Origin of the sequence: Bacillus cereus group sp. BceL062, from assembly GCF_051780025.1 — a bacterium.
Lineage (GTDB): Bacteria > Bacillota > Bacilli > Bacillales > Bacillaceae_G > Bacillus_A > Bacillus_A toyonensis.
On sequence record NZ_JBPWGY010000002.1, the window covers coordinates 545528 to 570166 of the forward strand.

Genomic DNA, 24639 nt, shown 5'->3' on the forward strand with positions numbered 1-24639 from the left:
TAAATAAATGAAAGCGTTTTAATAATAATTTTACTCATAAAATATAGGTCTCCTTATTATATATAGATTACATGTTGACATGTAAGGAGGAACATATTTTGCGAGTTAAATATCATTTTCTGCCAAAACAGCAGGTGACTTATTGCAAGATAAATGATACTGGTGAAAAAGCATTACAAATTATGAATGAAACGGGATTTCGAGCAATCCCTGTATTAGCAGAAGATGAGAAGCTATTCATGGGGATTATTTATAAAGTAGATTTATTAGAAAAGAAGTGCAATAGCGGATTAGAGCATGTAAGTGCAGGAGATATGTTAGAAAATTCCTCTGCATTTATTTTTGAAAAGGATTCTTTCTTCAGAGCTTTTTATGTGATTCGTCGTCTCCCATTTTTAGCGGTGCTAAATGATTATAATGAATTTGTTGGTATCTTAACACATTCCAATGTATTTGATGTTATTGAAGACTCATTCGGTATGCGGACGGGTGGTTATATATTAACAATTGCAACACAAGATTGTAAGGGAACGATTAAAGAGCTTGGGACATTGTTAAAAGCATATAATATCGGTGGGTTGTTTACGCTAGATAACGGTGATCAATATATTCGCCGTATTATCGTAAATATATCAGATGAGTTAGATGAAAAAAGATTAAAGAAATTAATCGAAAAAATAGAAAAAAAAGGATTCAGAGTGAGTCATGTAGATTATATTTAAGTGAAAAGGAAAGGTACCAATCTGCTATATGTAGAGTGGTACCTTTTTTTCGTGTAAGTGATGAATTGTCTCCCACTATTTTTGGGAGCACCGCCGCCCGTAAACGCCCGATTGGTGAGGGCTAATAATTAGTGGTGAATGCCCCACTAATTAAAGTTTCACTTTATTTTGAAACAGCAGGTGGAGATAATGCTAAATCAGACAAAAAAATAAAGTCTGCATGCTCGCGAATTTTGGGAATAGAGGTTTCTATAACACGTGATGTAATTTCACCTGGAGGCCCAACGTGTCCGATAGCTACCATAATTGGTTTTTCTTGAATTTTTTTGATAAGTAATTGAGCTTGTTTTGAAATATGTCCTGCTGTATAAACATCATCAAAAAATAGTTGGTTTTCAATAATAGGCACCCCTAATTCTTTTCCGATTTGTGGGACGACACTATTAGGGTTTGTTTTGCTATCTAAATAAAATAAACCGTGTTTTTTACAAGCTGTAAGTATAAGACGTACAATTCTTTCGTCAGCTGTTACTTTTGATCCCATATGATTGTTCATTCCAATTGCATGCGGTACTTCTTTAATCGCTTGTTCGAGTCGGTTGTTTATTTCTTCATCGCTTAAATCAGTTGTAAGTGCTTTTGGTCCAAGCCATTCTTTTTTACCTTTAATAGGTTCCATTGGCATATGTATAATAACTTCATGGCCTTTTTTATGGGCTGCTATTGCATCTTCTTTTGTAGAAGGAAGGAAAGGCATAACAGCAACAGTCAGTGGAATGGGAAGTGATAACATTTTATCAGTTCCCTTCATATTATTTCCGAAGTCGTCAATGACAATAGCTACTTTATTTGTATGGGCATTGGCTTGAATCGGAAACAAGAAGGATGGTAAGAACATAGTAAAAATGAGCAATGCAATCGTATATTTGCGCATATAAATATTTCCTTTCTATTTTATCCCGCTATTTGCGGGCAGTAAGATTCCCACCTCAAAATTCGGCTGGAGCAAAGAAGTTAGGGGGAGATCCACTGCTCGTAAACGCCCGATTGGTGATTGCTAATAATCAGTGGGGGATGAACACCCCTCACTGATTAAAGTTTCACTTTATCAATCATCATTATGTTTTGCGTTTTTATATAAATTAAACAAAAAATGTCGAAGAAAAGTATATGTTAAATAGAGAAACCGCTATTTAATTGGTATTTGTAAAAAAAGAAGATGAAAAAAATGTCTATTATTGCGAATGTATTTACAAAGATAGAATAATTTGTAATAATTCTCAAAGTGAGGGTAAAGATTTGTAAATTACAGGGAGAAAATGTTTAATTTTCTGATTCTTCAAATTTGAATATGATTAAGCAGGTAAAAGGTCAATAGTGAAGTTGAGAGCATGGAAGAATAATAAGGGGGATATGGATGTTTACTGTAAAAAGGAAGTACACATTAGAAAAGCTTTCACGTGATATTCATATGAAGCGTGAAGAAATGATTCAACTAGGATTAACAAGCGGGTTAACTAGTAGGGAAACAATTCAAGTTAGTCAAGAATTGGACAAGCTTATTTTACAATACCAGCGCTATAAAGAAAAACAAACACCAAAATGGTTTTCCATTATAAAGGTACCTATTTTCCAAATCGGATATGAAGGAAAATCGAATAATTTTTGGCGAATGCTTGTGGCGGGTTTTATGAAATAAGTATAATTACCCTTTTGTGATAAGGATAATTATACTGTATGTAACGGTATCTCGATATGAACTGTCGTTCCTTCGTTTTCTTTACTGTCAATAAAAATATGCCCATCGTACATCTCTACAATTCGTTTACATATGACAAGTCCAAGACCTGTTCCAGTATCTTTATTAGTAAAGAACGGATGAAAGAGGTGTTTTTGAATATGTTTTGGAATACCTTTTCCAGTATCAATAATTTGCAATTGTGCGTGTGTTTCATTGTCTGTTACGACAATGGTTAGTGTGTCACTAGAAGTCATGGCTTCAATTGCATTTTTTGTAATGTTTAAAACCACTTGTTTCATATGGTCTTTTGAGCAACGGATATGAACAGGATGGTCTGGCAAATGTAGATGGAATACAATGTTATGTAGATTCGCCTCAGATTGAATAATCAATGCTACCTCATTTAGAATAGTTCTCACATCATATGTTTGTTCAATGATAGCAGTTGGCTTTCCAAGAATAAGGAATTCACTTACAATTTCATTAATTCTCTCTATTTCTTGTTCGATGATGGAAAAGTAAAACTGATCCTGTTCATCTTTATATTTTTCTTTTAATAGCGCAACGAGTCCTTTAATTCCTGTAAGAGGATTGCGGATTTCGTGGGCTGTACTCGCTGCAAAAGTTCCAACCAATTCAATTTTTTGCAGTTCATTTTGTTGTCTTTCCAGTTTTGTTTGCCGTTTTAATAACATATATTGAGCGAGTAAAAATAAGATAGACATTAAAAATAAAGTAGCTATACATTCTATTGCAACCCATTGGTATAAAGTTTGCTTGTGGATAGGTAATGGAGAAACAGAGACCTTCCAATTTAACCTTTGGAGTGGGGTAGTGAGCATATTAGAATGCGCATCGCTTGTTTCATTATTGTCATCAGTTAGAAAAACTACATCATGTTTATCAGTTACTTCGAAATGGTATTGTGGTTTAATAGCATTTAAAGAAGATGAAATGTAGTCAAAGCGTAAACTTGCTAACAATAAGCCTGAGAGTTCCTTCTGTTTGTTAAATATTGGGGAAGCGATTATAATAGCTTGATGTCCAAGGACGCGATCTGTAATGACGGATGATACAGTTGTTTTCTTAGTTTGTAATGCGTCTTGAATATACTTGCGGTCTGAGACGTCTACAGGTCTTGATTCGCTTTCTGATGCGATGGTAATGATTCCTTCTGGTGTAACGTAATATAGACCAGAAAAGCGCGCATCGTTTCCATCTGTATCATGCACAATTTGTTTAATCCCATTTATGTTACCAGTCTCAGTACCTACGACTTTTGCAAGCATTTCTAAGGCAGAAATTGCTTCACCAAGGTGATGATCTAAATAGTCTCTATATAAAAAGAGAACCGTATGAGCAGATGTTTTGTTTTCCTGCTTCATTTTATACGTATGATAGGAATAAAATGTAGCACCAATCACTATCGTTGGTAGGATAACAAGCAATATATATAAAACTATGCTTTGGAATTTGACTTTCAAATGTGGTACTCCTTCTTTTTTATTATCATTATATATAAACTATGTTAAAATTGTCATGTTTTTATTCAAGAATCATTCGTAATATATTAGGGGAGAGGAAATGGATGAGTGAATGCTCATTCGGAACTCACATGAAGTATTAAGCTGTATTTTCTTTTTATTACTGAGAATTTAAGTGAAGGGTTGAAAGTTGTATGACATCAAATAATGAACGAGAAGATATTTCTCAATCTTTAAAAGTATTTATTGCATTATCTCGTGTACACCGTTCTGTTATGGATACTACAAATAAATCTATACAAAGTAACGGGTTAAATCCAACTGAATTTGCTGTATTAGAACTGCTATATCATAAAGGTGGTCAACCACTTCAGCAAATTGGTGAGCGCATTTTAATAGCTAGTGGCAGCATTACATATGTTGTAGATAAGCTGGAAAAAAAGGGATTAGTAAAGAGAATCCCATGTCCGAATGACAGACGTGTTATTTATGCGCAATTAACGGAGTCTGGGGAGAGTTTTATTGCTTCTATTTTTCCGGGGCATGAGCAAGTTATACATCAGTCTTTTGAAATGTTAACGAAGGATGAAAAGGATGAATTACTTGATTTGTTGAAAAAAATTGGAAAGTATGAAAAGTGATACTATGTTCCAAAGGAGCTTTGGATAAAAAATCCAAGGCTTTTTGCATATAAGTAAGTAAGATGGCAGCTGCCGAATTTTGTTGAAAACTAAGAGGGGATTTGGGAAGAAGTATTGAATTATAGTAAAGGTATACATAATGGAGAGGAGGCTCGTTCATGTCATTTAAAGACTATGAATATAAACGGCCAAATATTGAAGAATTAAAAGAGAAATTTACTGTTGCTTTAGAGAAATTTGATAATACAAAAACTGTAGAAGAACAAAAACAAGTTATCAATTCAATTAATGAAATTCGCAATGATTTTGGTACAATGGGGAATCTTTGTTACATTCGTCATTCTGTTGATACGACAGATGCTTTTTATAAGGAGGAGCAAGATTTCTTTGATGAATACTCTCCAGTTGTACAAGGATATGGAACAAAATATTATAAGGCGTTAATTAGTTCTCCATTTCGTGAAGAATTAGAAGCCTATTACGGAAAGCAATTATTCGCTCTAGCAGAATGTGATTTAAAAACATATTCAGATGAAATCGTGAAAGATTTACAATTAGAGAATAAATTGTCTTCACAATATACACAGTTGTTAGCATCTGCAAAAATTGACTTTGCAGGAGAAGAAAGAACATTATCGCAACTGATTCCATTTATGCAAGGAAAAGAAAGAAGTGAACGTAAATCAGCAAGTGAAGCATACTACGGATTTTTAGCTGGAAATGAGGAAGAACTAGATCGTATTTATGATGAGCTTGTTAAAGTAAGAACGAAAATTGCGAAATCTTTAGGTTTCAAAAACTTTGTTGAACTAGGATATGCAAGAATGTATCGTACAGATTACAATGCGGAGATGGTTGCGAATTATCGTCAGCAAGTACTTGATTATATCGTTCCAGTTACAACGGAATTAAGAAAGAGACAAAAAGCACGTATCGGTGTAGAAAAGCTAGCATATTACGATGAAAACTTTGAATTTGCTACAGGTAATCCAACTCCAAAAGGAGATGCAGATTGGATTATTAATCATGGGAAAACGATGTATAAAGAGTTATCAGCTGAAACAGATGAATTTTTCAATTTCATGTTAGATAATGATTTATTAGACTTAGTTGCGAAAAAAGGAAAAGCTGGTGGCGGATATTGTACATATATCGAAAATTATAAAGCGCCATTTATTTTCTCAAACTTCAATGGAACATCTGGTGACATTGATGTATTAACACATGAAGCTGGTCATGCTTTCCAAGTATATGAAAGTCGTAAATTTGAAATTCCAGAATATAATTGGCCAACATATGAAGCGTGTGAGATTCATTCTATGAGTATGGAATTCTTTACATGGCCATGGATGAAACTATTCTTTGAAGAAGATGCAGATAAATATTATTTCTCACACTTAAGTTCAGCACTTCTGTTTTTACCATATGGTGTATCTGTCGACGAATACCAACATTATGTATATGAAAATCCAGAAGCATCACCAGCAGAGCGTAAGACAGCATGGCGTAACATAGAGAAGAAATATTTACCGCATCGTGATTATGAAGATAATGATTATTTAGAGCGCGGTGGCTTCTGGCAACGTCAGGGACATATTTATAGCTCGCCGTTCTACTATATTGACTACACGTTAGCTCAAATTTGTGCACTGCAATTTTGGAAGCGTGCAAGAGATAATAGACAAGAGGCATGGGAAGATTATGTGAACCTTTGCCAACAAGGTGGAAGTAAATCATTCTTAGAATTAGTAGAAGTGGCAAATTTAACATCACCATTTGCTGAAGGTTGTGTGAAAAGTGTCATTACAGAAATTGAAGCATGGTTACATGCAATTGACGACACAAAATTGTAAAAAACATGCGCTTTTTTTCACATGTTTAACATCGACATAATGGGAAAATGATGAGATAATAAAAGAAAATTCAGAATACTAAAGAGGTGTTTCTAATAAGGAGCACCTCTTTTCACCAACAAAAAGGGGGGAAAGAAGTATGCTTCAATCTAATATGGATGTGAGTTTAGAAAGTTTGGTGAACTCATTGCAGTCTACCCGAAGCACGCTATTATCAGAAATTGAAATGTTAAATGATACAGAAGTGAATGTAAAGCCACGCCGTGATAAATGGAGTATTATTCAAATTTTACATCACTTACATTTAGTTGAACAATCTGTCACATCTGCCCTTGTATATGCTCTACACAAAAATGAAAGAAATGCGACTCCATTTAAAGACCTCCAACTTACGCTTGATCGCACACATAAAAGAGAAGCTCCTCAGCAAATGCAACCAACAGAAACTTTAATGAAAAAACAGCAAGGAATTCAATTGCTAGAACATTCACGACAAGAACTATTACATGCGCTTCATAGTATCATAGATGAAAAAGAATTAGTTGAAAATGGATTAAAGCATCCTGTTTTTAATGATTTGAATTTGTATCAGTGGGTTCAATTTCTTGATTTACATGAACAAAGACATCTTACACAGTTAAAAGAGGCGAAATACGCAATTTTGCAGCGATAAAGTGGAAGAAGTGGGAAACCACTTCTTTTTTGATACATGCATAGTTTTCTTTCTTACTTTGGAATACTACATGGAGAAAGAAAAGAAGGAGTTGAAAAGTATGTCCAAGAAAAAGAGAGAAGAAGAGCGTGCTTGGAAAGCACGTAAAGAGAATCAAAAACCACATGGAAAAGTGAAAGCTTTTGCTGAATTAGTTGAAGGAACAGAAAAAACGTGATGATTATTTCATCACGTTTTTTGTATGAGTGGAAAGGTTAATAAGAAGGTTGTACCGATTCCTTTTTCACTTATAATATCAATTTTTCCATTCATAGCTTGAACAACACTGAATACAACCATCATTCCAAGACCAGTCCCTTTTTCTTTCGTTGAATAGAAAGGAGAACCGAGGCGCTTCACCTGCTCTTGATCCATGCCAACTCCTGTATCTTTTATATATAGCTGGATATGCTTATGATCAGGAACTAATGTGAAATAAAGATCGCCACCTTTTGGCATAGCTTCAATGCAGTTTTTTAAAATATTTAATAAGCATTGGTTTAGTTTTTGCTTCTCTCCAGCGATAAAGAAAGAAGTACTTTGCTTTATGTAATGAGTACGGACATTTGTTAAATTGGCAAGTGGTGTAATTAAAGATAGTGCATGCAGTAATTCTTCCTCGAGTTGTAGTGTTTGTTCTTTTTCAATACTCGGTTTTGCAAAGGTTAAATAGTCTGTGAGAACATGATTTGCTTGCTCGATACCATTAATGGCTATATCGATATATAATTTCCGTTCTTGCTCGGTACATGTATCAGACTGCAATAGTTGTAAAAATCCTTTCGTTGAAGTTAAAGGATTGCGAATTTCGTGCGAGATGGAAGCTGCCATTTCACCAATTAAATGAAATTTCTCAGCGTTCATAAGCTCATTTTGGAGACGAACCTGAGTTTGTAATATGTGTAGTAAATATAAAATAAGGATCGTACCAAGCATCGTACATAACTCATACACAATAATATGGGGTATATAATCTACCTTATTTGTAACTTCTGAAAGGAAGAAGGGTATCCAGCTAAATCCATATGTGAGACTGTAAATAATAGCAAGTGCTATTTTTATACGATTAGAAGTTCGATTGAAAAATTTGTACGTTAATAGTAGAACAATAAATAGAACAATAGAAGCGATAAGGGATGGGAAAACACCTATTCCTCCTAATAAGAAGCGATATATGTTTAATACAGCTAAAATAGAACCACCAGCAATAGGTCCTCCTGTCAATGTACCGACAATTAATACGATATGACGCATATCAAATTGAAAACCATTATTTGTTTTTGCTGCAAAAGTGATACATAGTATTGTAGCGAGGCAACACAGCACAATAAATATAGCTGAATTTAATTTAGGAGACCGTTTCCCTTTTTGATTCCAAAATAAGTGATAAATAAGCATTGTAACGAGAATAGATAAAATATTTAAAAAGAGGTAAATAATAAAGTGTTTCAGTGGGATGCCTCCTCTCTCCGAATAGTAAACTAATCATACTATAAAATGAAAGAAATGGAATATAAAATAGCGGAAAAATCAGAAATTTTTTCTGGTAGTATACAATATGTTACAATATGTTTTGTCAATGAAAGAAGAAATTCCATGCATCGCATGGGAGAGGTTCGCGAACTCCCTCTATAAAAAACTATGGAAACAACAATATCCTTAGGTATTGTTTTGTTTTTTTATTGTGACAGTTCAAGAACGTTCTTTCTTCTTATTCGTAGTAGAGAAGGAGAATGAGTGAAATGAAAAAAGAAAAAGCAGTTGTTGTTTTTAGTGGTGGACAAGATAGTACAACATGTTTATTTTGGGCAATAGAGCAGTTTGCAGAAGTAGAAGCTGTAACGTTTAATTACAATCAACGTCATAAATTAGAAATTGATTGTGCAGTGGAAATTGCGAAAGAGCTAGGAATTAAACATACGGTACTAGATATGAGTCTATTAAATCAACTTGCTCCAAATGCGTTAACGAGAACGGATATGGAGATTACACATGAAGAAGGTGAATTGCCATCGACATTTGTAGATGGACGAAATTTACTATTCTTATCATTTGCTGCTGTATTAGCAAAACAAGTTGAGGCACGTCATATTGTAACGGGTGTATGTGAAACTGATTTTAGTGGTTACCCAGATTGCCGTGACGTGTTTGTGAAATCGTTAAACGTTACATTAAATTTATCTATGGATTATCCATTTGTCATTCATACACCACTTATGTGGATTGATAAAGCAGACACGTGGAAATTATCTGATGAACTTGGCGCATTCGAGTTTGTTAGAGAAAAAACATTAACATGTTATAACGGAATCATTGGTGATGGTTGCGGTGAATGTCCAGCATGTCAACTTCGTAAAGCAGGATTAGATACGTACTTACAAGAACGCGAAGGAGCGAACAACTAATGGATAATTTCTTTGGATTTCGCATCGTAGAAAATTTGCAAAAAATGGACAAGGATATTCAACGTAAACAACTCAAATATCATAATAAAAGAGTAATGGTCAGCAAGGAATTTACATTTGATGCAGCACACCATTTACACTGTTATGAAGGGAAATGTAAAAACTTACATGGTCACACATATAAAGTTGTATTTGGGATTAGTGGATATGTAAATGAAATAGGACTTGCAATTGACTTTGGAGATATAAAAGAAATTTGGAAAAACGAAATTGAAATATATTTAGATCATCGTTATTTAAACGAAACATTACCAGCGATGAATACGACTGCTGAGAATATGGTCGTTTGGATTTATGAAAAGATGGCAGAAGCATTAACGAAAGATAATCGTGTGAACGAATATAAAGGAGCTCGTGTTGAATTTGTTCGTCTATTTGAGACGCCAACTAGTTATGCGGAAGTAAGACGGGAGTGGATGCTCGATGAGTAAAATCCCTGTCTTAGAAATATTCGGTCCGACTATTCAAGGAGAAGGCATGGTTGTCGGGCAAAAGACTATGTTTATTCGAACTGCTGGCTGTGACTATAGCTGTTCTTGGTGTGATTCTGCTTTTACATGGGATGGATCGGCAAAAGATCAAATTAGACAAATGCCAGCGGAAGACATTTGGAATGAGCTTGTTGAAATTGGAGGAGAAAATTTCTCTCATGTTACGATTTCGGGTGGGAATCCTGTTTTATTGAAAAATATTGAGTCGCTTCTTTCTATATTAAAAGAGAATGGGATGCGAACGGCGATAGAAACACAAGGGAGTAAATGGCAAGATTGGTTACTTCAAATTGATGAGATAACCATTTCGCCAAAACCACCAAGTTCGGGAATGAAAACAGATTATCAAAAGTTAGATGCTGTAATTCAGAAACTAGCAGGAAAAGATATTAGCTTAAAAGTAGTAGTATTCGATGATCGCGACTTTGAATATGCAGTTAAGATGCACGAACGTTATCCATCTGTACCATTTTTCTTACAAGTAGGGAACGATGATACGAAAACAGTGGATGATGCAATGCTTATTAAAAAATTATTAGATAAGTATGAGTGGCTTATTGAAAAAGCTGTTAATTGTAAAAAAATGAATGATGCGAAAGTATTGCCGCAGCTTCATGCGTTAGTATGGGGAAATAAACGAGGCGTATAAAGAGAAGGGATGTTTAAAATGGCAGGAAGATTAGATGAAGATTTAAAAGATGTAACATTATTAGGAAATCAAAATACAAAATATTTATTTGAATATAGCCCAGAAATTTTAGAGGTATTTGATAATAACCATCCAAACCGTGATTACTTTGTAAAATTCAATTGTCCTGAATTTACAAGCTTATGTCCGAAAACAGGACAACCAGACTTTGCAACAATTTATATTAGCTACATTCCTGAACAAAGAATGGTAGAGAGTAAATCTTTAAAGTTATATTTATTTAGCTTCCGCAATCACGGTGACTTCCACGAAGATTGTATGAATGTAATTATGAATGATTTAATTAAATTAATGGATCCGCGTTACATTGAAGTATGGGGCAAATTCACACCACGTGGTGGTATTTCAATTGATCCATATTGCAACTACGGTCGACCAGGAACGAAGTATGAACAAATGGCAGATTACCGTATGATGAACCACGATCTATATCCGGAAACGATTGATAATCGTTAATAGAAAGAAAAGTCCTGTATAGTATACAGGACTTTTCTTTCTATTATATTATGCATTTTGATTAATGACAGTATAGTTTTTATGACTTACAACTGTAAGAGGTTCCATATCTAGTTCTCTAAAATTCTCCATAATTGTTATATCAACAATAACAGAGTTTTGATTTACCTTTTGAACACGGCCTTGCATTCCACCTTTAAATTCGATGATATCTCCAGTTTCTGCGATCTGCATAAGCAACTCTCCTTGTTACAGTTTTTCCAAAAAAGAATAATTTGGGATTTTTTATTTTCCTTTATTTTGAACTATGTTTCCTGTTTTGTAAATGTTTTCAAAGGAAAAAGTCGAAAAATATTCATGTTTTGTAAGATAATATCCATATTTCATATGATGCTGGAGAAAAAGTGTTTATATCTTTATAATGAAAATGGATGTTGGTCTGTTTAATATGGGGAAATAGGAGCGGTAAAATAATGTTTGAAATTATGGGGATCTTTATAGCTTTGTTCTTATATTTATTTTCTTATACACAGTTGAAGAAAATTCGTCAACATGAAACGAATACATATTTTGATGGAATAGATGCTTCAGTTACTCATAGTAGTGGCGGAGATATGTAACAATATGTAACTTTTATTTTCAGCATGTTATGATGAATGTAAGAAATAGTACATAATATAGTTCGTAAGTGATGAATGGAGAGTGAAAAGAATGTGGATATCTTTTATTCGTCATGGTCGCTTGAATAGTACTATAGAACCGATGACAATTACTTCATTTCATGAATGGCTGAAGAGATATGATGTAGATAGTATGAGTAGGGAATGTAACATACCGATTGAAACAATTGAGGCAGTAGAATCGGCAAATTTAATTGTATCGAGTGATCAAAGACGTGCTGTACAGTCAGCAGCGGAATTAATGAATTCTTTGTCCTTTGTGCAAAATTCTCTTTTTAGGGAAGTAGAAGTACCGTCGAGTTTTTTTGCACCAGAATGGTTTAAATGTAAGCCGGGGACTTGGTTTTTTATTGGACGTGCTTTATGGATGGTTGGGTATCATAAAGATGTTGAGTCGTATAAGGAAGCAAGGGGAAGGGCAAAAGAAGCTGCTAACATGTTACATCATTATGCAATGGTGCACGGGAAAATCGCGATAGTAGGACATAGCTATTTTAATGCCATGATTGGTGCGGAACTGAGGGCGATGGGATGGTCTGGACCTCCTATTTTTCATCGGAAGCCGTGGGGATATACAAAGTATACGTTCCATGAGGCGATGAGTGGAAGTGTATTAAATACAAAATTAACTTAAAAGCACACGATTTTATATAAAATCGTGTGCTTTTTTTTAAGATATAGAAACCAATGTACGTAATGGTTTTATTAGATGAGCATAAGGTTCGCCAACGAGCATTACGGTTTTATCTTTGTTGTAACCTAGTTTTTCATACAGTGAAAAAGCACGCTTGTTTTCTAAATTAACAAGTAAGGCGATTTTTTCATAACCTGTTTCAGCTGCATGAAGTTCAGCTGCATCGATTAACTTAGAGCCAATGCCACGTCCGCCGTACATATTTGAAACTGACAACGTGTCAATATAATACTCATCAAGTTCAGCTTCTTTTTCTAACGTAATGGATTCATCTTCATGTAGTTCTCTTAAGTGGCGTATGATTGGTGCATCAAGTTGTTCAACGTCACTACCGTGATAAGCGACAATAACCCCAACTACCTTTCCATCTTGTTCCGCCACTAAACAGTTTTCATAGCTCAACCGATTATTTTCTTTTACGAACCATTTTTCAAGTCCTAGTAATACATTTGCTTCAACTGTGCTACCAGTGATTTTTTCAGCAATTTCATGCAGAGCATTATACAATAAAGGAGATATTGCCTTTGCATCTGTCTTTGTTGCTTTCCGAATCATAGTATCCCTCCTAGTTCTATTTATATATTGTAACATAGTGGTATGGAACTTTGTATGATTGAATGCCAAAATGTTTGATATAGAGAAGTAGCTATGTTAGTATATGATATTTAGTGGACATATAATAAAGCAATACTGCTTGTAAAATAATGAAAATGAAATGAAGGCATAGCAACAGGAAAAATTTACAGTTGTTGACCGATAAAAGATACGATAAAATAAAATATTGCATAGAGGTGAAATACATGGATGAACAATTAGCAAATACAATTTTGGATCAGCTGAAAAATGGTGAGATAAAGGAGTATGTTGTAACGAAAGATGTATTTTATACGTTTAGGAAAGTTGTAGTAAGTCGAGAAGATTTTAAACATATTATTGGGAACGCACAACGCGGCGGACAGGTAATTTATACATATTCAAAAACGCCACGTTCATAAATAGAAGATAAAGGGGAGGAGAATTATGGGCGATTTTAAACAAGGCATTTTACCGCATTGGGATTATATGTGGAAAGATAGAGCCGGAAATAGATGTATGGGAATGGTTATGTATCCAGAGAAACGAAAATGTTCAACAAAAATGCTTCAGAAAATAAAAAGGGCGTATGAGCAAGCGGCAGAAATTAAAGTAACTGTACAAGTTCAACAGACATATGAGTACGTAGAAGGAATGATCGTATACTTTGATGAAGAAGCTCCTGTATGTACAATGCTTGATAAAGATGAGAATCCGCATCACATATTTGTAAAAGATATTTTGCGTATTGAGCACTCTGAATAAACTTTTCATACATAAATTGAAACGCCATAATAATAATCTTTTTCTATAATAGTTATCTTTTATTATGTAACGAGCAACGAAAGTATATGTATAATATTTAATAAAGTAAAATTGATAAATGTAATCGTTTGTTAGAACAGATTATCGTTTCATGTCTGTTCTTTTTTGCGTGATGCTGGAGAAATATATTCCTCCAGCATTTGCCGTTTTATGACAAAATATATTGTTAACTTTTTTTAAAATGAGGTTAAATTCGTTGACAACTTTTTTGAAAAGCACTTTATTGACATGAGTTTTAGAATGTTGTTTCATAGTCATTGTATTGAAAAAAATCGGCGGTCTTGTCGAAAAGTAAAAGTTAAAAAAAGAAAGAATTTATACATATATCTTGTGTCTTGTTTTGAAACGTAATACAATATATAGAGAAATCAAGAAACGACATACAAAGAGTATAGATTGGAGAGGGAGGGTCGGAAATGTTAGTTGCATATGATTCTATGACAGGAAACGTGAAGCGTTTCATTCACAAATTAAATATGCCGGCCGTTCAAATTGGTGAAGATCTAGTAATAGATGAAGACTTTATTCTTATTACGTATACAACAGGTTTTGGCAATGTACCAGAACGTGTTTTAGAATTTTTAGAGCGCAATAATGACAAATTAAAAGGCGTATCTGCAAGCGGCAATCGTAACTGGGGAGACATGTTCGGTGCAAGTGCTGACAAAATTTCTGCTAAATATGAAGTGCCTATTGTATCAAAATTTGAGTTATCAGGAACAAATAACGATGTAGAATATTTTAAGGAAAGGGTGCGGGAGATTGCGACACATTGAACTGAATAATGAAATCACGCAAATGCAGGACGGTTTTTATCAGCTTCATAAAGATAAAGAGGCATTAGAAGTCTTTATGGAAGAAGCTAGAGAGAATACCGTTCCTTTTAATAGCGTGGCAGAGCGAATGGAGTATATGAAAGAACATGATTACTATTACAACGTTCTGGACGAGTATAGCTTGGAGGAAGTAGAAGAAGTATATAACATCGCTTATGGTGAAAACTTCGAATTCCAATCTTATATGGCAGCATCTAAGTTCTACAAAGATTATGCGTTAAAAACGAATGATCAAAAACAATACTTAGAAAGCTATGAAGATCGTGTAGCAATTGTGTCATTATACTTAGGACGCGGTGATGTTGCGAAGGCGAAACAATTCGCAAGCATGATTGTAAAACAAAACTACCAACCAGCGACACCAACCTTTTTAAATGCGGGAAGAAGCAGAAGAGGAGAAATGGTGTCTTGTTTCTTGTTAGAGATGGACGATAGCTTAAATTCAATCGGCTTTAACATTAATACTGCAATGCAATTATCAAAAATTGGCGGGGGAGTAGCTTTAAACTTATCTAAGCTACGTGCACGTGGTGAGCAAATTAAAGGTATTGATAACGCTGCAAGTGGTGTAGTACCTGTTATGAAATTGCTTGAAGATTCGTTTTCATATGCGAATCAACTTGGCCAACGAAAAGGTGCTGGTGCAGTATACTTAAACATCTTCCATTGGGATATTATCGAATTCCTTGATACAAAGAAAATAAATGCCGACGAGAAGAGCCGTATTCAGTCTCTATCAATCGGAATTATTGTTCCAAGTAAGTTCTTTGAGCTTGCTGAGAAAAACGAACCTTTCCATGTTTTCGCGCCTTATACGGTGTTTAAAGAATATGGCAAGCATTTAGATGATATTGATATTGATGAAATGTACGATGAATTAATGAGCAATCCGAAAGTGAAGAAGAAGCCGCTAGATATTAGTGCACGTGATATGCTTATTAAAATCGCAATGATTCAGCTTGAGTCTGGTTATCCATACTTAATGTTTAAATCAAATGCAAATAATCAGCATCCACTGAAGGATATTGGAACTGTGAAGATGTCGAACTTGTGTTAAATATGTAGCACCTTCTAGTAGAAATGCTAGTCGAAAACTCCGTTAAACGGGGAAAGCCTCAAGTTTGAGGTAACCTACCGTGCTAAATCTTATCTTAGAATGAAAATAGAAAAGTTCAGAATGTATCTTATTATTTTGTATAGCAGAGTGATTGGACAACATAAAGTAATAAGAGACTTTCTGAAAGATTAAGATAAGTAAAAGCCTAACGACTATCCCTTATGGGAGTAGAGCGCAAGTGATTGGCGTTCGAAAAGCGGAGCACCTAATCAGGTAATGCTGTAGGTGATGATATAGTCTGTCCTGTATGGTGACATACAGCAGTTGCATGAGCAACGGACTGAGGAGTAGCGAACTCGGTTGAACATTCGAGACAGAAATCTTCCAGCTACAAGAAACTTCTGAAATAAATGATTATGGTACAGATGACATTATCCGCCGCGATATTAACTGTAACTTAGGATCACTAAATATCGTAAATGTAATGGAAAATAAAGAAATTCGTGAAGCAGTTCATGCAGGAATGGAAGCTTTAACAGCTGTTTCTGATATGACAATCATTCCGAATGCACCAACTGTGAAAAAAGCAAATGATGAGCTTCATTCAGTTGGACTTGGAGCAATGAACTTACATGGATATTTAGCAAAAAATAAAATCGGTTATGAAAGTGCAGAAGCGAAAGAGTTCGCTCGTACATTCTTTATGATGTTAAATTACTACTCTATTGAGAAAAGTATGGAAATCGCTAAAGAAAAAGGCGAAACATTTAAAGACTTCAATAAGTCTGATTATGCGAACGGCACATACTTTGAGAAGTATGAAACGACAGATTACAGCCCAGTAACTGAAAAAGTTCAGCAACTATTTGAAGGAATTCATATTCCAACAAAAGAAGATTGGACAAGTTTAAAAGAGCAAGTGCAGAAGAATGGATTATATAATTCATACCGTCTTGCTATCGCTCCAACACAATCTATCAGTTACGTTCAAAATGCAACTTCAAGCGTAATGCCGATCGTAAGTCAAATCGAATCAAGAACGTATGCGAATGCGACAACATATTATCCAATGCCGTATTTATCAAAAGATACGTTCTGGTACTATAAATCTTCTTACGATATGAATCAGTTTAAATTAATTGATTTAATTGCAGAAATTCAAGAGCATATTGACCAAGGAATTAGTACAATTCTTTACGTTAATAGTGATATTTCAACACGTGAGTTAGCACGTTACTACATCTATGCACATAAAAAAGGCTTAAAGAGTCTGTATTATACGAGAACACGTAAATTAAGCGTGGAAGAGTGCGTAGCTTGTACCGTTTAATATAAAAAAGTGAGACATTATGAGCAGGGTTTTCTGAACCCTGCTCATGCTTAGTTATCAATTTTTCATGTTTATTTAGAGAAGGGGCGATTGAATGCGTGCGGTAAACTGGAACAAAAAGGAAGACGATTTTAGTTTAATGTTTTGGAAGCAAAACATCGCTCAGTTTTGGACAGAAGAAGAAATCGCGGTGTCTTCTGACAAAAATACTTGGGCACAATTATCAAAAGAAGAGCAAATTGCTTATAAGCGTGTATTAGGTGGTTTAACACTTTTAGATACGAAACAAGGTGGCGAAGGGATGCCACTTGTACTTGTTCATCTTGAAAATTTACAAGCAAAAAGTGTATTAGCTTTCATGGGAGCTATGGAAGAAGTTCATGCGAAGAGTTACAGTCATATTTTTACAACGTTAGCTACGGAAGAAGAAATTGATGATATTTTTGAATGGGTAGACAATCATCCATTACTTGAGAAAAAGGCTGGTATTATTACTCGTTACTATCGTCGTTTATTAAAGCCTCAAGTAACGAAAAAAGAGTTATACATGGCAATGGTAGCAAGTGTGTTCTTAGAAAGTTACTTATTCTATAGTGGATTCTTCTATCCACTTTACTTAGCAGGTCAAGGTAAATTGACGGCAAGTGGTGAAATTATTAACCTAATCATTCGTGATGAGTCCATTCACGGCGTATTCGTCGGTATTTTAGCACAACAACTTTTCGCAGAGCTTTCTGCAGAAGATCAACAAGAAGTGCAAAAAGAAACGCAAGAGTTATTAATGGAACTATATGAAATTGAAATGGCATACACAGAAGAAATTTACACTTCTATCGGTCTTGTAGATGATGTAAATCGTTTCGTTCGCTACAATGCGAATAAAGGACTTATGAATTTAGGACTTGAACCGAAGTTTGAAGAAGAAGAAATTAACCCAATCGTTTTAAATGGTCTACGTACAGATACGAAAAACCATGATTTCTTCTCTGTAAAAGGAAATGGTTACGTAAAAGCAACGAACGTTGAAAAGTTATCTGACGATGACTTCGCATTCAATTTTTAATATCGTGTCATAGAAAAAGCTGTCTTTATAGAAAAGACAGCTTTTTTCTATGGATAGTTTACATAATGTTATTATTTCATGGAAATATTCCTATCTCATAAAAGCCAAATTTGTAAGGGAGTGAAAATAAAAACACGAATTAAAGTTTTATTTTTTATATTTAGCAGTATGAGAGATTGAATAACTTATGTCAAAATGAATAAAAAATGAGAAGAAGTGAGGCCTCATTCCACCTATATGTTTTCTTTCGAATTGAATCTTTTAATTACATACATTTTGGCTCGAAAATTGCATGATATTTAAAAACAAAAGGGAACTGTAATAGTTGGTGTGATGTATACAGCTATTTGAAAGCGTTTCCTTTTCGCTGTCGATTTTCAAATGAAAATGAGATAGAGAAAGTAGGGGGAATGATAGGTGGGAAAAGTAGTTGGTTTAAAACGTTCGTTAGGGCTTTGGTCAATTGTTATGCTAGGGGTCGGGTATATGACACCGATGGTTGGATTTGATACGTTTGGAATCGTTTCGGAAAAAACGGGTGGGCATGTTCCAGGAGCTTATTTGATTGCATTAGCAGGGATGTTGTTTACTGCTGCAAGCTACGGCAAAATGGTAAAGGTTTTTCCTACCGCAGGATCAGCTTATACGTATACACAGAAAACAATTAGTGCAAGACTTGGGTTTCTTGTTGGATGGTCCGCATTATTGGATTATTTGTTTCTGCCGATGGTGAACGCACTATTAACGAGAATTTATTTGTCAGCATTTTTTCCAAGTGTTCCTAATTGGATATGGGTCATTGGTTTTATTCTACTGATTACACTTATAAATGTTATTAGCGTAAATGTTACTGCTAACTTCAATACGTTTTTAGTAATATTTCAAGTGCTAGTAATGGCCGTGTTTGTTTTTCTAGTTATAAAAGGTTTATTAGCGGGAGAGGGAACAGGAGAAGTTTTTTCCATTCAGCCGTTTTTTCAATCAGATATACAAATATCACCGTTAGTTGCAGGTGCAACAATTCTTTGTTTTTCATTTTTAGGTTTTGATGCAGTAACTACATTTTCGGAAGAGACACCAAACGCGAGGAAGACAATACCTCGGGCTATTTTTCTTACTGCTTTAATCGGTGGAGTTTTATTCATTACAACTACGTATTTTACACAATCTTTCTTTCCAGATACATCTGTATTTAAAGATAAAGAATCAGCGTCTCCAGAAATTGCGCTATATGTTGGTGGAAAACTATTTCAAGCTTTCTTTTTAGTAGGAACGCTTATGGGGACACTCGCGTCTGGTTTAGCTTCTCATACAAGTGTGTCTAGATTATTGTACGTAATGGGGCGAGATAATGTTATTCCGAAAAAAATATTCGGATACATTCATCCTCGTTGGCGAACGCCAGTATATAACATTATTATTGTAGGAGTTATTTCACTCTCTGCGATATTCATTGATTTAGAAACGGCAGCATCACTTATTAATTTTGGAGCGCTTATTGCATTTACATTTGTTAATTTATCTGTAATTTCCTACTATGTAATTAAGAAAAAAAGATATAAAACGATAAAAGACTGTTTAAATTTTTTAGTGATGCCTATTTTAGGTGCTGGTACTGTAGCAGTACTATGGTTTAATCTCAATGTTCATTCACTTATTCTCGGTATTTGCTGGGCTGCTATTGGAATGGGATACCTTTTATATATTACAAATATGTTCCGCTTAGCTCCTCCGCAAATGCATTTTGAAGAAGTGCAGGAAATGTAAAAAGCAAAAGACATCGGATAAATCCCGATGTCTTTTGCTTTTTATATTTAATAATCATGCAGTATTGCATAAGTCATTCAAAGCGTCATAAGTAGGAGGGTGACACAATATGATTATCGTAGCATTTTCACTTGGCACGATTATTGCTTTGTATAATTAGTAAAAATAAAAAGCGGGGTGTTATCGTGCCGATTCAGTCAGAAAAACATACAGGTGAGGTTGAAAATCCTTTAGAGGAATTTCAAGCTATATTAAAAGAGGCGCTTCATTTTTTACATTATCCAGACGAAGTATTTGAATTTCTGAAAAAACCAATGCGTTTTTTAGAAGTAAGTATTCCTGTTCGTATGGATGATGGAACAACAAAGGTATTTCAAGGGTATCGTGCTCAGCATAATGACGCAGCTGGGCCAACGAAAGGTGGTATTAGATTCCATCCAGATGTTACGGCAGAAGAAGTAAAAGCACTTGCTGGCTGGATGAGCTTGAAATGTGGAGTGACAGGACTGCCATATGGAGGCGCAAAGGGCGGGATTATTTGTAATCCACAGGAGATGAGTTTTAGAGAATTAGAGTTATTGAGTCGTGGGTATGTAAGGGCAGTAAGTCAAATTGTGGGACCGACGAAAGATATTCCGGCTCCTGATATGTACACAAATGCGCAAATTATGGCTTGGATGCTAGATGAATATGACCATATTAGGGAGTTTGACTCTCCAGGCTTTATAACCGGGAAGCCATTAATGCTAGGAGGATCACAAGGACGGGAAACAGCAACTTCTAAAGGTGTATTGTATACGCTTCAGTTAGTAAGTGAGTTAAAACAAATTCCACTACAAAATATGAGAGTTATTATTCAAGGATTTGGGAATGTTGGAGGGTATTTGGCGAAATATTTATATGATATTGGTGTGAAAGTAGTTGGGGTATCAGATGCTATAGGAGGAATTTATAATCCAGACGGCTTAGATGTTCCTTATTTATTAGAAAACAGAGATTCTTTCGGTGTAGTATCGAATCTCTTTAGTAAAACAATTTCTAATCAGGAGTTGTTAGAAAAAGAATGTGATGTACTCATTCCAGCGGCAATTGGGGGAGTCATTACGAAACATAATGCAGGAAAGCTTGGATGTAAGATTATCATTGAGGCTGCAAATGGTCCAACAACAAAAGAGGCGATAACGATGTTAGAAGAAAAGGGAGTTTTGGTTGTTCCAGATATTTTAGCAAACTCGGGTGGTGTTATTGTTTCTTATTTTGAATGGTGTCAAAATAATCAAGGATATTATTGGACAGAGCAATATGTTGATCAATGTTTAAAGGAGAAAATTACATCTAGTTTTTCTAACGTACTTGACACTTCAAAACACTTTGGAGTAAATATGAAAATTGCTGCTTATATTGAAGGAGTTCGTAAGATTGTAGAAGCATCGCGCCTAAGAGGTTGGTTGCATTTTTAACCTAAAGGAGGGCTCAAATGAAACTGGATATTTTATTAGAAGAAGTGGAGAGACAACCAATCGGTTATTATTGTGTTTTGTCGAAAAGTCATCGTTACGATATAGCTGTTACGTATTCACAACAGTTTCTTGGAAAAGCAATGGTTACCTCTATTCAAAATGGGAGAATGATTTTATTAAGTCAAGAAGATATTGTAGAGGAACAATATTGGGCACCGAGGTTAGGAATTGAGATTGAAGACATAGAAGAGTTTCAAAGCTTTTTTTATATGATTCTTCAGTCACAAAGGTTAGAAGAGCAATATTAATAGAATAAAAGAAGGGGATGATTGATTATGTACTATGATATTATTACGAGTCCATGCTATGGAACAATTGAAAAAGTTTCTATTGTTAAGGATTCTCGAGTTTATGAATGGGAGCCATTATTTTCGATTAAAGATATGAATGGTAAACTGGAAGTAATTAAGATGGGATGTAGCGGAGAAGTTCACTCTTTAGAAGTAGAGGCAGGAGATAAAGTAATTCCAGGTATGGTATTAGCTTATATTCAAGAAGACCTTTTCGTTAGTGGTAGTGATTAATGATAGAACAATGAGGAAGATGGAGGTGCTCATCTTCCTTTTTTTATTAAGTAAAGGAAAGAATGTTTTATTTTCAGATTAATTAAAAAAATCTGCATTTAATGATACAATACAAATTAAGTAGCCCAAAGGAGGAATAGCAGAATGTTTTCCATTGCTCGTAATAAAATTAGACCTATTGTTTCTCTACCTATCGATCAATCCGAAAAGGAATGGAATATAGACGTTGAAAATATAAAAGAACCTTTTCTATTTTTAAAAAGGGGAGAGAAATTATTTGCATACGTTCATGTCAAGGATCTGCTATCAAACAGTAAGGACTTACATTCTAAGGCATTGCTTGCAAATGCAGTTTCGCTAGATACAATATGTTATCTTAGTAAAAATATTTCTTTAACAGCTCTGTTTCAAATTATTGGAGCGCCGATTGCGATAGTGAAAAATGAAATGGATGAGTTAATAGGATATATAAGAAGAGAAGATGTTTTTGCAGAACTATTTAAACAAGAAAATCAGAGTGTTGATATATTAAAAATTATTTTAACGTCTATTCCAATGGGGATTTTTGTAGTGGATCGTGAAAAGAAAATTGTAAATTGCAATGAATCTGGTTTGAAGATGATTAAATCTACACCTGAAAGAGTAATGAATGTACCAGCAGAACAAATTTTTAACGAAGGACATATTAATAACGTATTTGCAACGGGAAAGACAATTTTGAATCAATTACAAATCACAAATGAGATGGGTGTATTAGTTGACTACAGTCCCATTCCAAACTTTGATGGAAATATTGAAGGAATGGTTATTATCGTACAAGATTTGCCGATGGTTGAGGACATGGCAATGGAAATTGAATATATAAAGGATTTAAACAAAGATTTGCATGCAATTTTGTCTAGTATTTATGATGAAATATTAGTTGTTAATCATAAAGGGGAATTAATTCGTTACAGTGAAACCGTTATTAATGATTTTTGGGGGAGTAATTTGAAGGATCTTTTAGGTAAAAACCTTTTAGACTTAGAACAGAAAGGGTTATTTAGTCCATCTGTTACGCGATTAGTATTGGAGCAACAAAAAAAGGTATCAGTTGTACAAGAAACAAAAAGTGGAAGAAAAATATTGGCAGTTGGAAATCCTGTATTTGATGAAAACGGAGAGCTTCATCGTATTATTATTGCTTCAAGAGATATTACAGAAGCTACGAGATTAAAGACGGAATTACATGAAATAAAGAGAATATCAGAGCAATATAAGAAGGAATTAGATGATTTTAAAAATAAAGATCGTTTTCTTAAGAAACTTATTTACTGTAGTCCGAAAATGGAGCAAATTATAAACCAAGCTAAAAAAATAGCAGATTTCTCTTCCAATGTTCTTATTTCCGGAGAATCGGGCGTCGGGAAGGAAGTAATTGCTCAAGCAATTCATCAACTTGGAAAGCGATCTGCAAAGCCATTTTTAAAATTAAATTGTGGTGCAATTCCAGAAACTTTGTTAGAAAGTGAACTATTTGGTTATACGAAAGGTGCTTTTACAGGAGCAGATAAAAATGGAAAAGAAGGATATTTCAAGCGAGCTGATCAAGGTATTTTATTTTTAGATGAAATTGGAGAAATGCCTCTACATTTGCAGGTGAAATTGCTTAGGGTCCTGCAGGAACAAGAAGTAATTCCTATTGGAAGTACAATACCTACGAAAATAAATGTACAAATTATTGCCGCTACAAATAAAAGTCTGGAAAAGATGGTAGAGGCAGGAACGTTCCGTGAAGATTTATTTTATCGCTTAAATGTAATTCCATTGCAAGTGCCTCCTCTACGAGAACGAATGGAAGATGTCCCAGTACTCGCTTTTCATTTTTTACAACAGTTAAATGAAAAATATAATAAAAACTATCATTTAACTCCGGATGCACTTAACTTACTAGAGTTTTATTCATGGCCAGGAAATGTACGTGAATTACAAAATATGATTGAACGTTTAGTAGTATCAGCAGACGATCCAGTAATTGAAGCTGAGTTTGTTAGTAAGTTTTTAACCCCCGGTTATGACTTTAAAAAATCAAAACCAGTTATTACGAGAGTATTACCGTTACAAGAAGCACTACATTCTGTAGAAGAACAATTGATTTTACTTGCAATGAAGCAGTATAAAACAACGACTAAGGCAGCAAAAGCTCTTGGCATTAGCCAATCTTCAGTGAGTCGAAAATATCAAAGGATTGTCAGTGAAAAAGGAATGCCAACTGATATAATCTCGTATTCCTAAAAAAGGAGAAGGTCACATAGACTTCTCCTTTTTTGTTAGTTTAGCGAGTTTTCCGCTATTCGTGGTTGGCAAGTACTATCATCTCACATTTCAGCAAAATGAAAGATGGTAATGGTACTGATCTACATTTTGTTTTATGCAAAGTGGAATAGTGTATGCAACAACGCATATTTCTTTTTTATTACACGTAAGAATATAGTTAGTTTTTATAGGATTCCTTTG

The 24639-nt window shown here is 34.5% G+C and carries 27 protein-coding genes, 1 pseudogene and 1 riboswitch; of the genes and pseudogenes, 23 read left to right on the forward strand and 5 right to left on the reverse strand.

Features of this window, described 5'->3' with window-relative positions; genetic code table 11:
• Positions 1-98 precede the first annotated feature (98 nt).
• Complete coding sequence (gene cbpA, locus ACS2MN_RS07990; protein ID WP_001264225.1) at positions 99-722, forward strand: cyclic di-AMP binding protein CbpA; 624 nt, start codon at positions 99-101, stop codon at positions 720-722.
• A gap of 163 nt (positions 723-885) precedes the next feature.
• Here cbpA and ACS2MN_RS07995 read toward each other — a convergent pair whose 3' ends face one another.
• On the reverse strand, positions 886-1656 hold the full coding sequence (locus ACS2MN_RS07995) for a divergent polysaccharide deacetylase family protein (protein ID WP_001234113.1): 771 nt from the start codon (positions 1654-1656) through the stop codon (positions 886-888).
• A gap of 483 nt (positions 1657-2139) precedes the next feature.
• Between ACS2MN_RS07995 and ACS2MN_RS08000 the strand changes: the two genes are divergently transcribed.
• Entirely contained in the window at positions 2140-2421 is a 282-nt protein-coding gene (locus ACS2MN_RS08000) for an aspartyl-phosphate phosphatase Spo0E family protein (RefSeq protein ID WP_000495542.1), read from the forward strand.
• Between the two features lie 29 nt (positions 2422-2450).
• On the opposite strand, the gene ACS2MN_RS08005 is transcribed toward ACS2MN_RS08000, so the two are convergent.
• Entirely contained in the window at positions 2451-3947 is a 1497-nt protein-coding gene (locus ACS2MN_RS08005; protein WP_087949129.1) for a DUF3149 domain-containing protein, read from the reverse strand.
• 194 nt (positions 3948-4141) lie between these two features.
• On the opposite strand from ACS2MN_RS08005, the gene ACS2MN_RS08010 reads away from it, so the two are divergent.
• The 4 genes from ACS2MN_RS08010 (at position 4142) to ACS2MN_RS08025 (ending at position 7331) form a co-directional block, all read left to right on the forward strand.
• Complete coding sequence (locus tag ACS2MN_RS08010; protein WP_000203343.1) at positions 4142-4588, forward strand: MarR family winged helix-turn-helix transcriptional regulator; 447 nt, start codon at positions 4142-4144, stop codon at positions 4586-4588.
• A 158-nt stretch (positions 4589-4746) separates the two neighbouring features.
• Entirely contained in the window at positions 4747-6441 is a 1695-nt protein-coding gene (locus ACS2MN_RS08015; protein WP_000008590.1) for a M3 family oligoendopeptidase, read from the forward strand.
• Positions 6442-6580: 139 nt separating this feature from the next.
• On the forward strand, positions 6581-7114 hold the full coding sequence (locus ACS2MN_RS08020) for a DinB family protein (protein ID WP_000941967.1): 534 nt from the start codon (positions 6581-6583) through the stop codon (positions 7112-7114).
• A gap of 100 nt (positions 7115-7214) precedes the next feature.
• Positions 7215-7331, forward strand: a complete 117-nt coding sequence (locus tag ACS2MN_RS08025; RefSeq protein WP_000038354.1) for a DUF6254 family protein — start codon at positions 7215-7217, stop codon at positions 7329-7331.
• An 11-nt stretch (positions 7332-7342) separates the two neighbouring features.
• On the opposite strand, the gene kinB is transcribed toward ACS2MN_RS08025, so the two are convergent.
• Positions 7343-8551 carry a sporulation sensor histidine kinase KinB gene (gene kinB / locus ACS2MN_RS08030; RefSeq protein WP_002038243.1) on the reverse strand — a complete coding sequence of 403 codons (1209 nt, stop codon included), beginning with the start codon at positions 8549-8551 and terminating at the stop codon, positions 7343-7345.
• A 207-nt stretch (positions 8552-8758) separates the two neighbouring features.
• Positions 8759-8802: riboswitch (PreQ1 riboswitch) on the forward strand.
• Between the two features lie 93 nt (positions 8803-8895).
• Here kinB and queC point away from each other — a divergent pair.
• The 4 genes from queC to queF are packed head-to-tail and all read left to right on the forward strand — an operon-like array spanning position 8896 to position 11274.
• Entirely contained in the window at positions 8896-9558 is a 663-nt protein-coding gene (queC, locus tag ACS2MN_RS08035; RefSeq protein ID WP_000711602.1) for a 7-cyano-7-deazaguanine synthase QueC, read from the forward strand.
• Positions 9558-10049: a 6-carboxytetrahydropterin synthase QueD gene (queD, locus tag ACS2MN_RS08040; RefSeq protein ID WP_000368413.1), complete on the forward strand. Its 492-nt coding sequence runs from the start codon at positions 9558-9560 to the stop codon at positions 10047-10049. The genes queC and queD overlap by 1 nt, the downstream gene beginning before the upstream one ends.
• Positions 10042-10758, forward strand: a complete 717-nt coding sequence (gene queE, locus ACS2MN_RS08045; RefSeq protein WP_000036310.1) for a 7-carboxy-7-deazaguanine synthase QueE — start codon at positions 10042-10044, stop codon at positions 10756-10758. The genes queD and queE overlap by 8 nt, the downstream gene beginning before the upstream one ends.
• Positions 10759-10776: 18 nt before the next feature.
• Positions 10777-11274, forward strand: a complete 498-nt coding sequence (gene queF, locus ACS2MN_RS08050; RefSeq protein WP_000918895.1) for a preQ(1) synthase — start codon at positions 10777-10779, stop codon at positions 11272-11274.
• Between the two features lie 48 nt (positions 11275-11322).
• On the opposite strand, the gene ACS2MN_RS08055 is transcribed toward queF, so the two are convergent.
• On the reverse strand, positions 11323-11508 hold the full coding sequence (locus tag ACS2MN_RS08055; RefSeq protein ID WP_001165081.1) for a YkvS family protein: 186 nt from the start codon (positions 11506-11508) through the stop codon (positions 11323-11325).
• A 239-nt stretch (positions 11509-11747) separates the two neighbouring features.
• Here ACS2MN_RS08055 and ACS2MN_RS08060 point away from each other — a divergent pair, with 239 nt between their 5' ends.
• Together ACS2MN_RS08060 and ACS2MN_RS08065 are read left to right on the forward strand one after the other, a co-directional pair.
• Positions 11748-11894 carry a hypothetical protein gene (locus ACS2MN_RS08060; RefSeq protein WP_000461687.1) on the forward strand — a complete coding sequence of 49 codons (147 nt, stop codon included), beginning with the start codon at positions 11748-11750 and terminating at the stop codon, positions 11892-11894.
• Positions 11895-11985: 91 nt separating this feature from the next.
• The gene (locus ACS2MN_RS08065; protein WP_000264990.1) at positions 11986-12588 is read left to right on the forward strand and encodes a histidine phosphatase family protein; all 603 of its coding nucleotides are present in this window, start codon (positions 11986-11988) and stop codon (positions 12586-12588) included.
• Positions 12589-12624: 36 nt separating this feature from the next.
• Here the strand turns inward: ACS2MN_RS08065 and ACS2MN_RS08070 are convergent, their stop codons facing one another.
• On the reverse strand, positions 12625-13203 hold the full coding sequence (locus tag ACS2MN_RS08070) for a GNAT family N-acetyltransferase (RefSeq protein WP_000619578.1): 579 nt from the start codon (positions 13201-13203) through the stop codon (positions 12625-12627).
• 245 nt (positions 13204-13448) lie between these two features.
• Here ACS2MN_RS08070 and ACS2MN_RS08075 point away from each other — a divergent pair, with 245 nt between their 5' ends.
• The 11 genes and pseudogenes from ACS2MN_RS08075 (at position 13449) to ACS2MN_RS08125 (ending at position 24417) form a co-directional block, all read left to right on the forward strand.
• Positions 13449-13643 carry a hypothetical protein gene (locus ACS2MN_RS08075; RefSeq protein WP_000344286.1) on the forward strand — a complete coding sequence of 65 codons (195 nt, stop codon included), beginning with the start codon at positions 13449-13451 and terminating at the stop codon, positions 13641-13643.
• Positions 13644-13668: 25 nt separating this feature from the next.
• Positions 13669-13986 carry a hypothetical protein gene (locus ACS2MN_RS08080; RefSeq protein ID WP_000502193.1) on the forward strand — a complete coding sequence of 106 codons (318 nt, stop codon included), beginning with the start codon at positions 13669-13671 and terminating at the stop codon, positions 13984-13986.
• Positions 13987-14462: 476 nt separating this feature from the next.
• On the forward strand, positions 14463-14822 hold the full coding sequence (gene nrdI / locus ACS2MN_RS08085; protein ID WP_000959449.1) for a class Ib ribonucleoside-diphosphate reductase assembly flavoprotein NrdI: 360 nt from the start codon (positions 14463-14465) through the stop codon (positions 14820-14822).
• Positions 14809-15936, forward strand: a pseudogene (locus ACS2MN_RS08090) (ribonucleotide reductase N-terminal alpha domain-containing protein); the annotation flags it as partial. The gene nrdI and the pseudogene ACS2MN_RS08090, both read left to right, overlap by 14 nt.
• Before the next feature lie 382 nt (positions 15937-16318).
• Positions 16319-17269, forward strand: coding sequence for a ribonucleotide reductase (locus ACS2MN_RS08095; RefSeq protein WP_306472714.1), 951 nt, complete (start codon positions 16319-16321; stop codon positions 17267-17269).
• A 94-nt stretch (positions 17270-17363) separates the two neighbouring features.
• Positions 17364-18332 carry a class 1b ribonucleoside-diphosphate reductase subunit beta gene (gene nrdF / locus ACS2MN_RS08100; protein ID WP_001203010.1) on the forward strand — a complete coding sequence of 323 codons (969 nt, stop codon included), beginning with the start codon at positions 17364-17366 and terminating at the stop codon, positions 18330-18332.
• A gap of 417 nt (positions 18333-18749) precedes the next feature.
• A complete protein-coding gene (locus ACS2MN_RS08105; RefSeq protein WP_000521244.1) occupies positions 18750-20099 on the forward strand; it encodes an APC family permease in 1350 nt (449 codons plus the stop codon).
• Positions 20100-20284: 185 nt separating this feature from the next.
• A complete protein-coding gene (locus ACS2MN_RS08110) occupies positions 20285-21559 on the forward strand; it encodes a Glu/Leu/Phe/Val family dehydrogenase (RefSeq protein WP_015000270.1) in 1275 nt (424 codons plus the stop codon).
• Between the two features lie 17 nt (positions 21560-21576).
• Positions 21577-21867, forward strand: coding sequence for an SAV0927 family protein (locus tag ACS2MN_RS08115; RefSeq protein ID WP_000762558.1), 291 nt, complete (start codon positions 21577-21579; stop codon positions 21865-21867).
• 27 nt (positions 21868-21894) lie between these two features.
• A complete protein-coding gene (locus ACS2MN_RS08120; protein ID WP_000291046.1) occupies positions 21895-22143 on the forward strand; it encodes a hypothetical protein in 249 nt (82 codons plus the stop codon).
• A 144-nt stretch (positions 22144-22287) separates the two neighbouring features.
• On the forward strand, positions 22288-24417 hold the full coding sequence (locus ACS2MN_RS08125; RefSeq protein ID WP_000491359.1) for a sigma 54-interacting transcriptional regulator: 2130 nt from the start codon (positions 22288-22290) through the stop codon (positions 24415-24417).
• The last annotated feature ends 222 nt before the right edge of the window (positions 24418-24639 follow it).

Bases quoted from the DNA above. Each gene is read 5' to 3' on its own strand.
- ACS2MN_RS08010 (WP_000203343.1), top strand. From the start codon at position 4,142: ATGACATCAAATAATGAACGAGAAGATATTTCTCAATCTTTAAAAGTA.
- ACS2MN_RS08080 (WP_000502193.1), top strand. From the start codon at position 13,669: ATGGGCGATTTTAAACAAGGCATTTTACCGCATTGGGATTATATGTGG.
- ACS2MN_RS08015 (WP_000008590.1), top strand. From the start codon at position 4,747: ATGTCATTTAAAGACTATGAATATAAACGGCCAAATATTGAAGAATTA.
- ACS2MN_RS08065 (WP_000264990.1), top strand. From the start codon at position 11,986: ATGTGGATATCTTTTATTCGTCATGGTCGCTTGAATAGTACTATAGAA.
- ACS2MN_RS08115 (WP_000762558.1), top strand. From the start codon at position 21,577: ATGAAACTGGATATTTTATTAGAAGAAGTGGAGAGACAACCAATCGGT.
- queC (WP_000711602.1), top strand. From the start codon at position 8,896: ATGAAAAAAGAAAAAGCAGTTGTTGTTTTTAGTGGTGGACAAGATAGT.
- ACS2MN_RS08125 (WP_000491359.1), top strand. From the start codon at position 22,288: ATGTTTTCCATTGCTCGTAATAAAATTAGACCTATTGTTTCTCTACCT.
- queD (WP_000368413.1), top strand. From the start codon at position 9,558: ATGGATAATTTCTTTGGATTTCGCATCGTAGAAAATTTGCAAAAAATG.
- kinB (WP_002038243.1), bottom strand. From the start codon at position 8,551: ATGCTTATTTATCACTTATTTTGGAATCAAAAAGGGAAACGGTCTCCT.
- ACS2MN_RS08070 (WP_000619578.1), bottom strand. From the start codon at position 13,203: ATGATTCGGAAAGCAACAAAGACAGATGCAAAGGCAATATCTCCTTTA.
- nrdI (WP_000959449.1), top strand. From the start codon at position 14,463: ATGTTAGTTGCATATGATTCTATGACAGGAAACGTGAAGCGTTTCATT.
- nrdF (WP_001203010.1), top strand. From the start codon at position 17,364: ATGCGTGCGGTAAACTGGAACAAAAAGGAAGACGATTTTAGTTTAATG.
- ACS2MN_RS08075 (WP_000344286.1), top strand. From the start codon at position 13,449: ATGGATGAACAATTAGCAAATACAATTTTGGATCAGCTGAAAAATGGT.
- ACS2MN_RS07995 (WP_001234113.1), bottom strand. From the start codon at position 1,656: ATGCGCAAATATACGATTGCATTGCTCATTTTTACTATGTTCTTACCA.
- ACS2MN_RS08055 (WP_001165081.1), bottom strand. From the start codon at position 11,508: ATGCAGATCGCAGAAACTGGAGATATCATCGAATTTAAAGGTGGAATG.
- ACS2MN_RS08000 (WP_000495542.1), top strand. From the start codon at position 2,140: ATGTTTACTGTAAAAAGGAAGTACACATTAGAAAAGCTTTCACGTGAT.
- queE (WP_000036310.1), top strand. From the start codon at position 10,042: ATGAGTAAAATCCCTGTCTTAGAAATATTCGGTCCGACTATTCAAGGA.
- ACS2MN_RS08025 (WP_000038354.1), top strand. From the start codon at position 7,215: ATGTCCAAGAAAAAGAGAGAAGAAGAGCGTGCTTGGAAAGCACGTAAA.
- ACS2MN_RS08020 (WP_000941967.1), top strand. From the start codon at position 6,581: ATGCTTCAATCTAATATGGATGTGAGTTTAGAAAGTTTGGTGAACTCA.
- ACS2MN_RS08060 (WP_000461687.1), top strand. From the start codon at position 11,748: ATGTTTGAAATTATGGGGATCTTTATAGCTTTGTTCTTATATTTATTT.
- ACS2MN_RS08120 (WP_000291046.1), top strand. From the start codon at position 21,895: ATGTACTATGATATTATTACGAGTCCATGCTATGGAACAATTGAAAAA.
- queF (WP_000918895.1), top strand. From the start codon at position 10,777: ATGGCAGGAAGATTAGATGAAGATTTAAAAGATGTAACATTATTAGGA.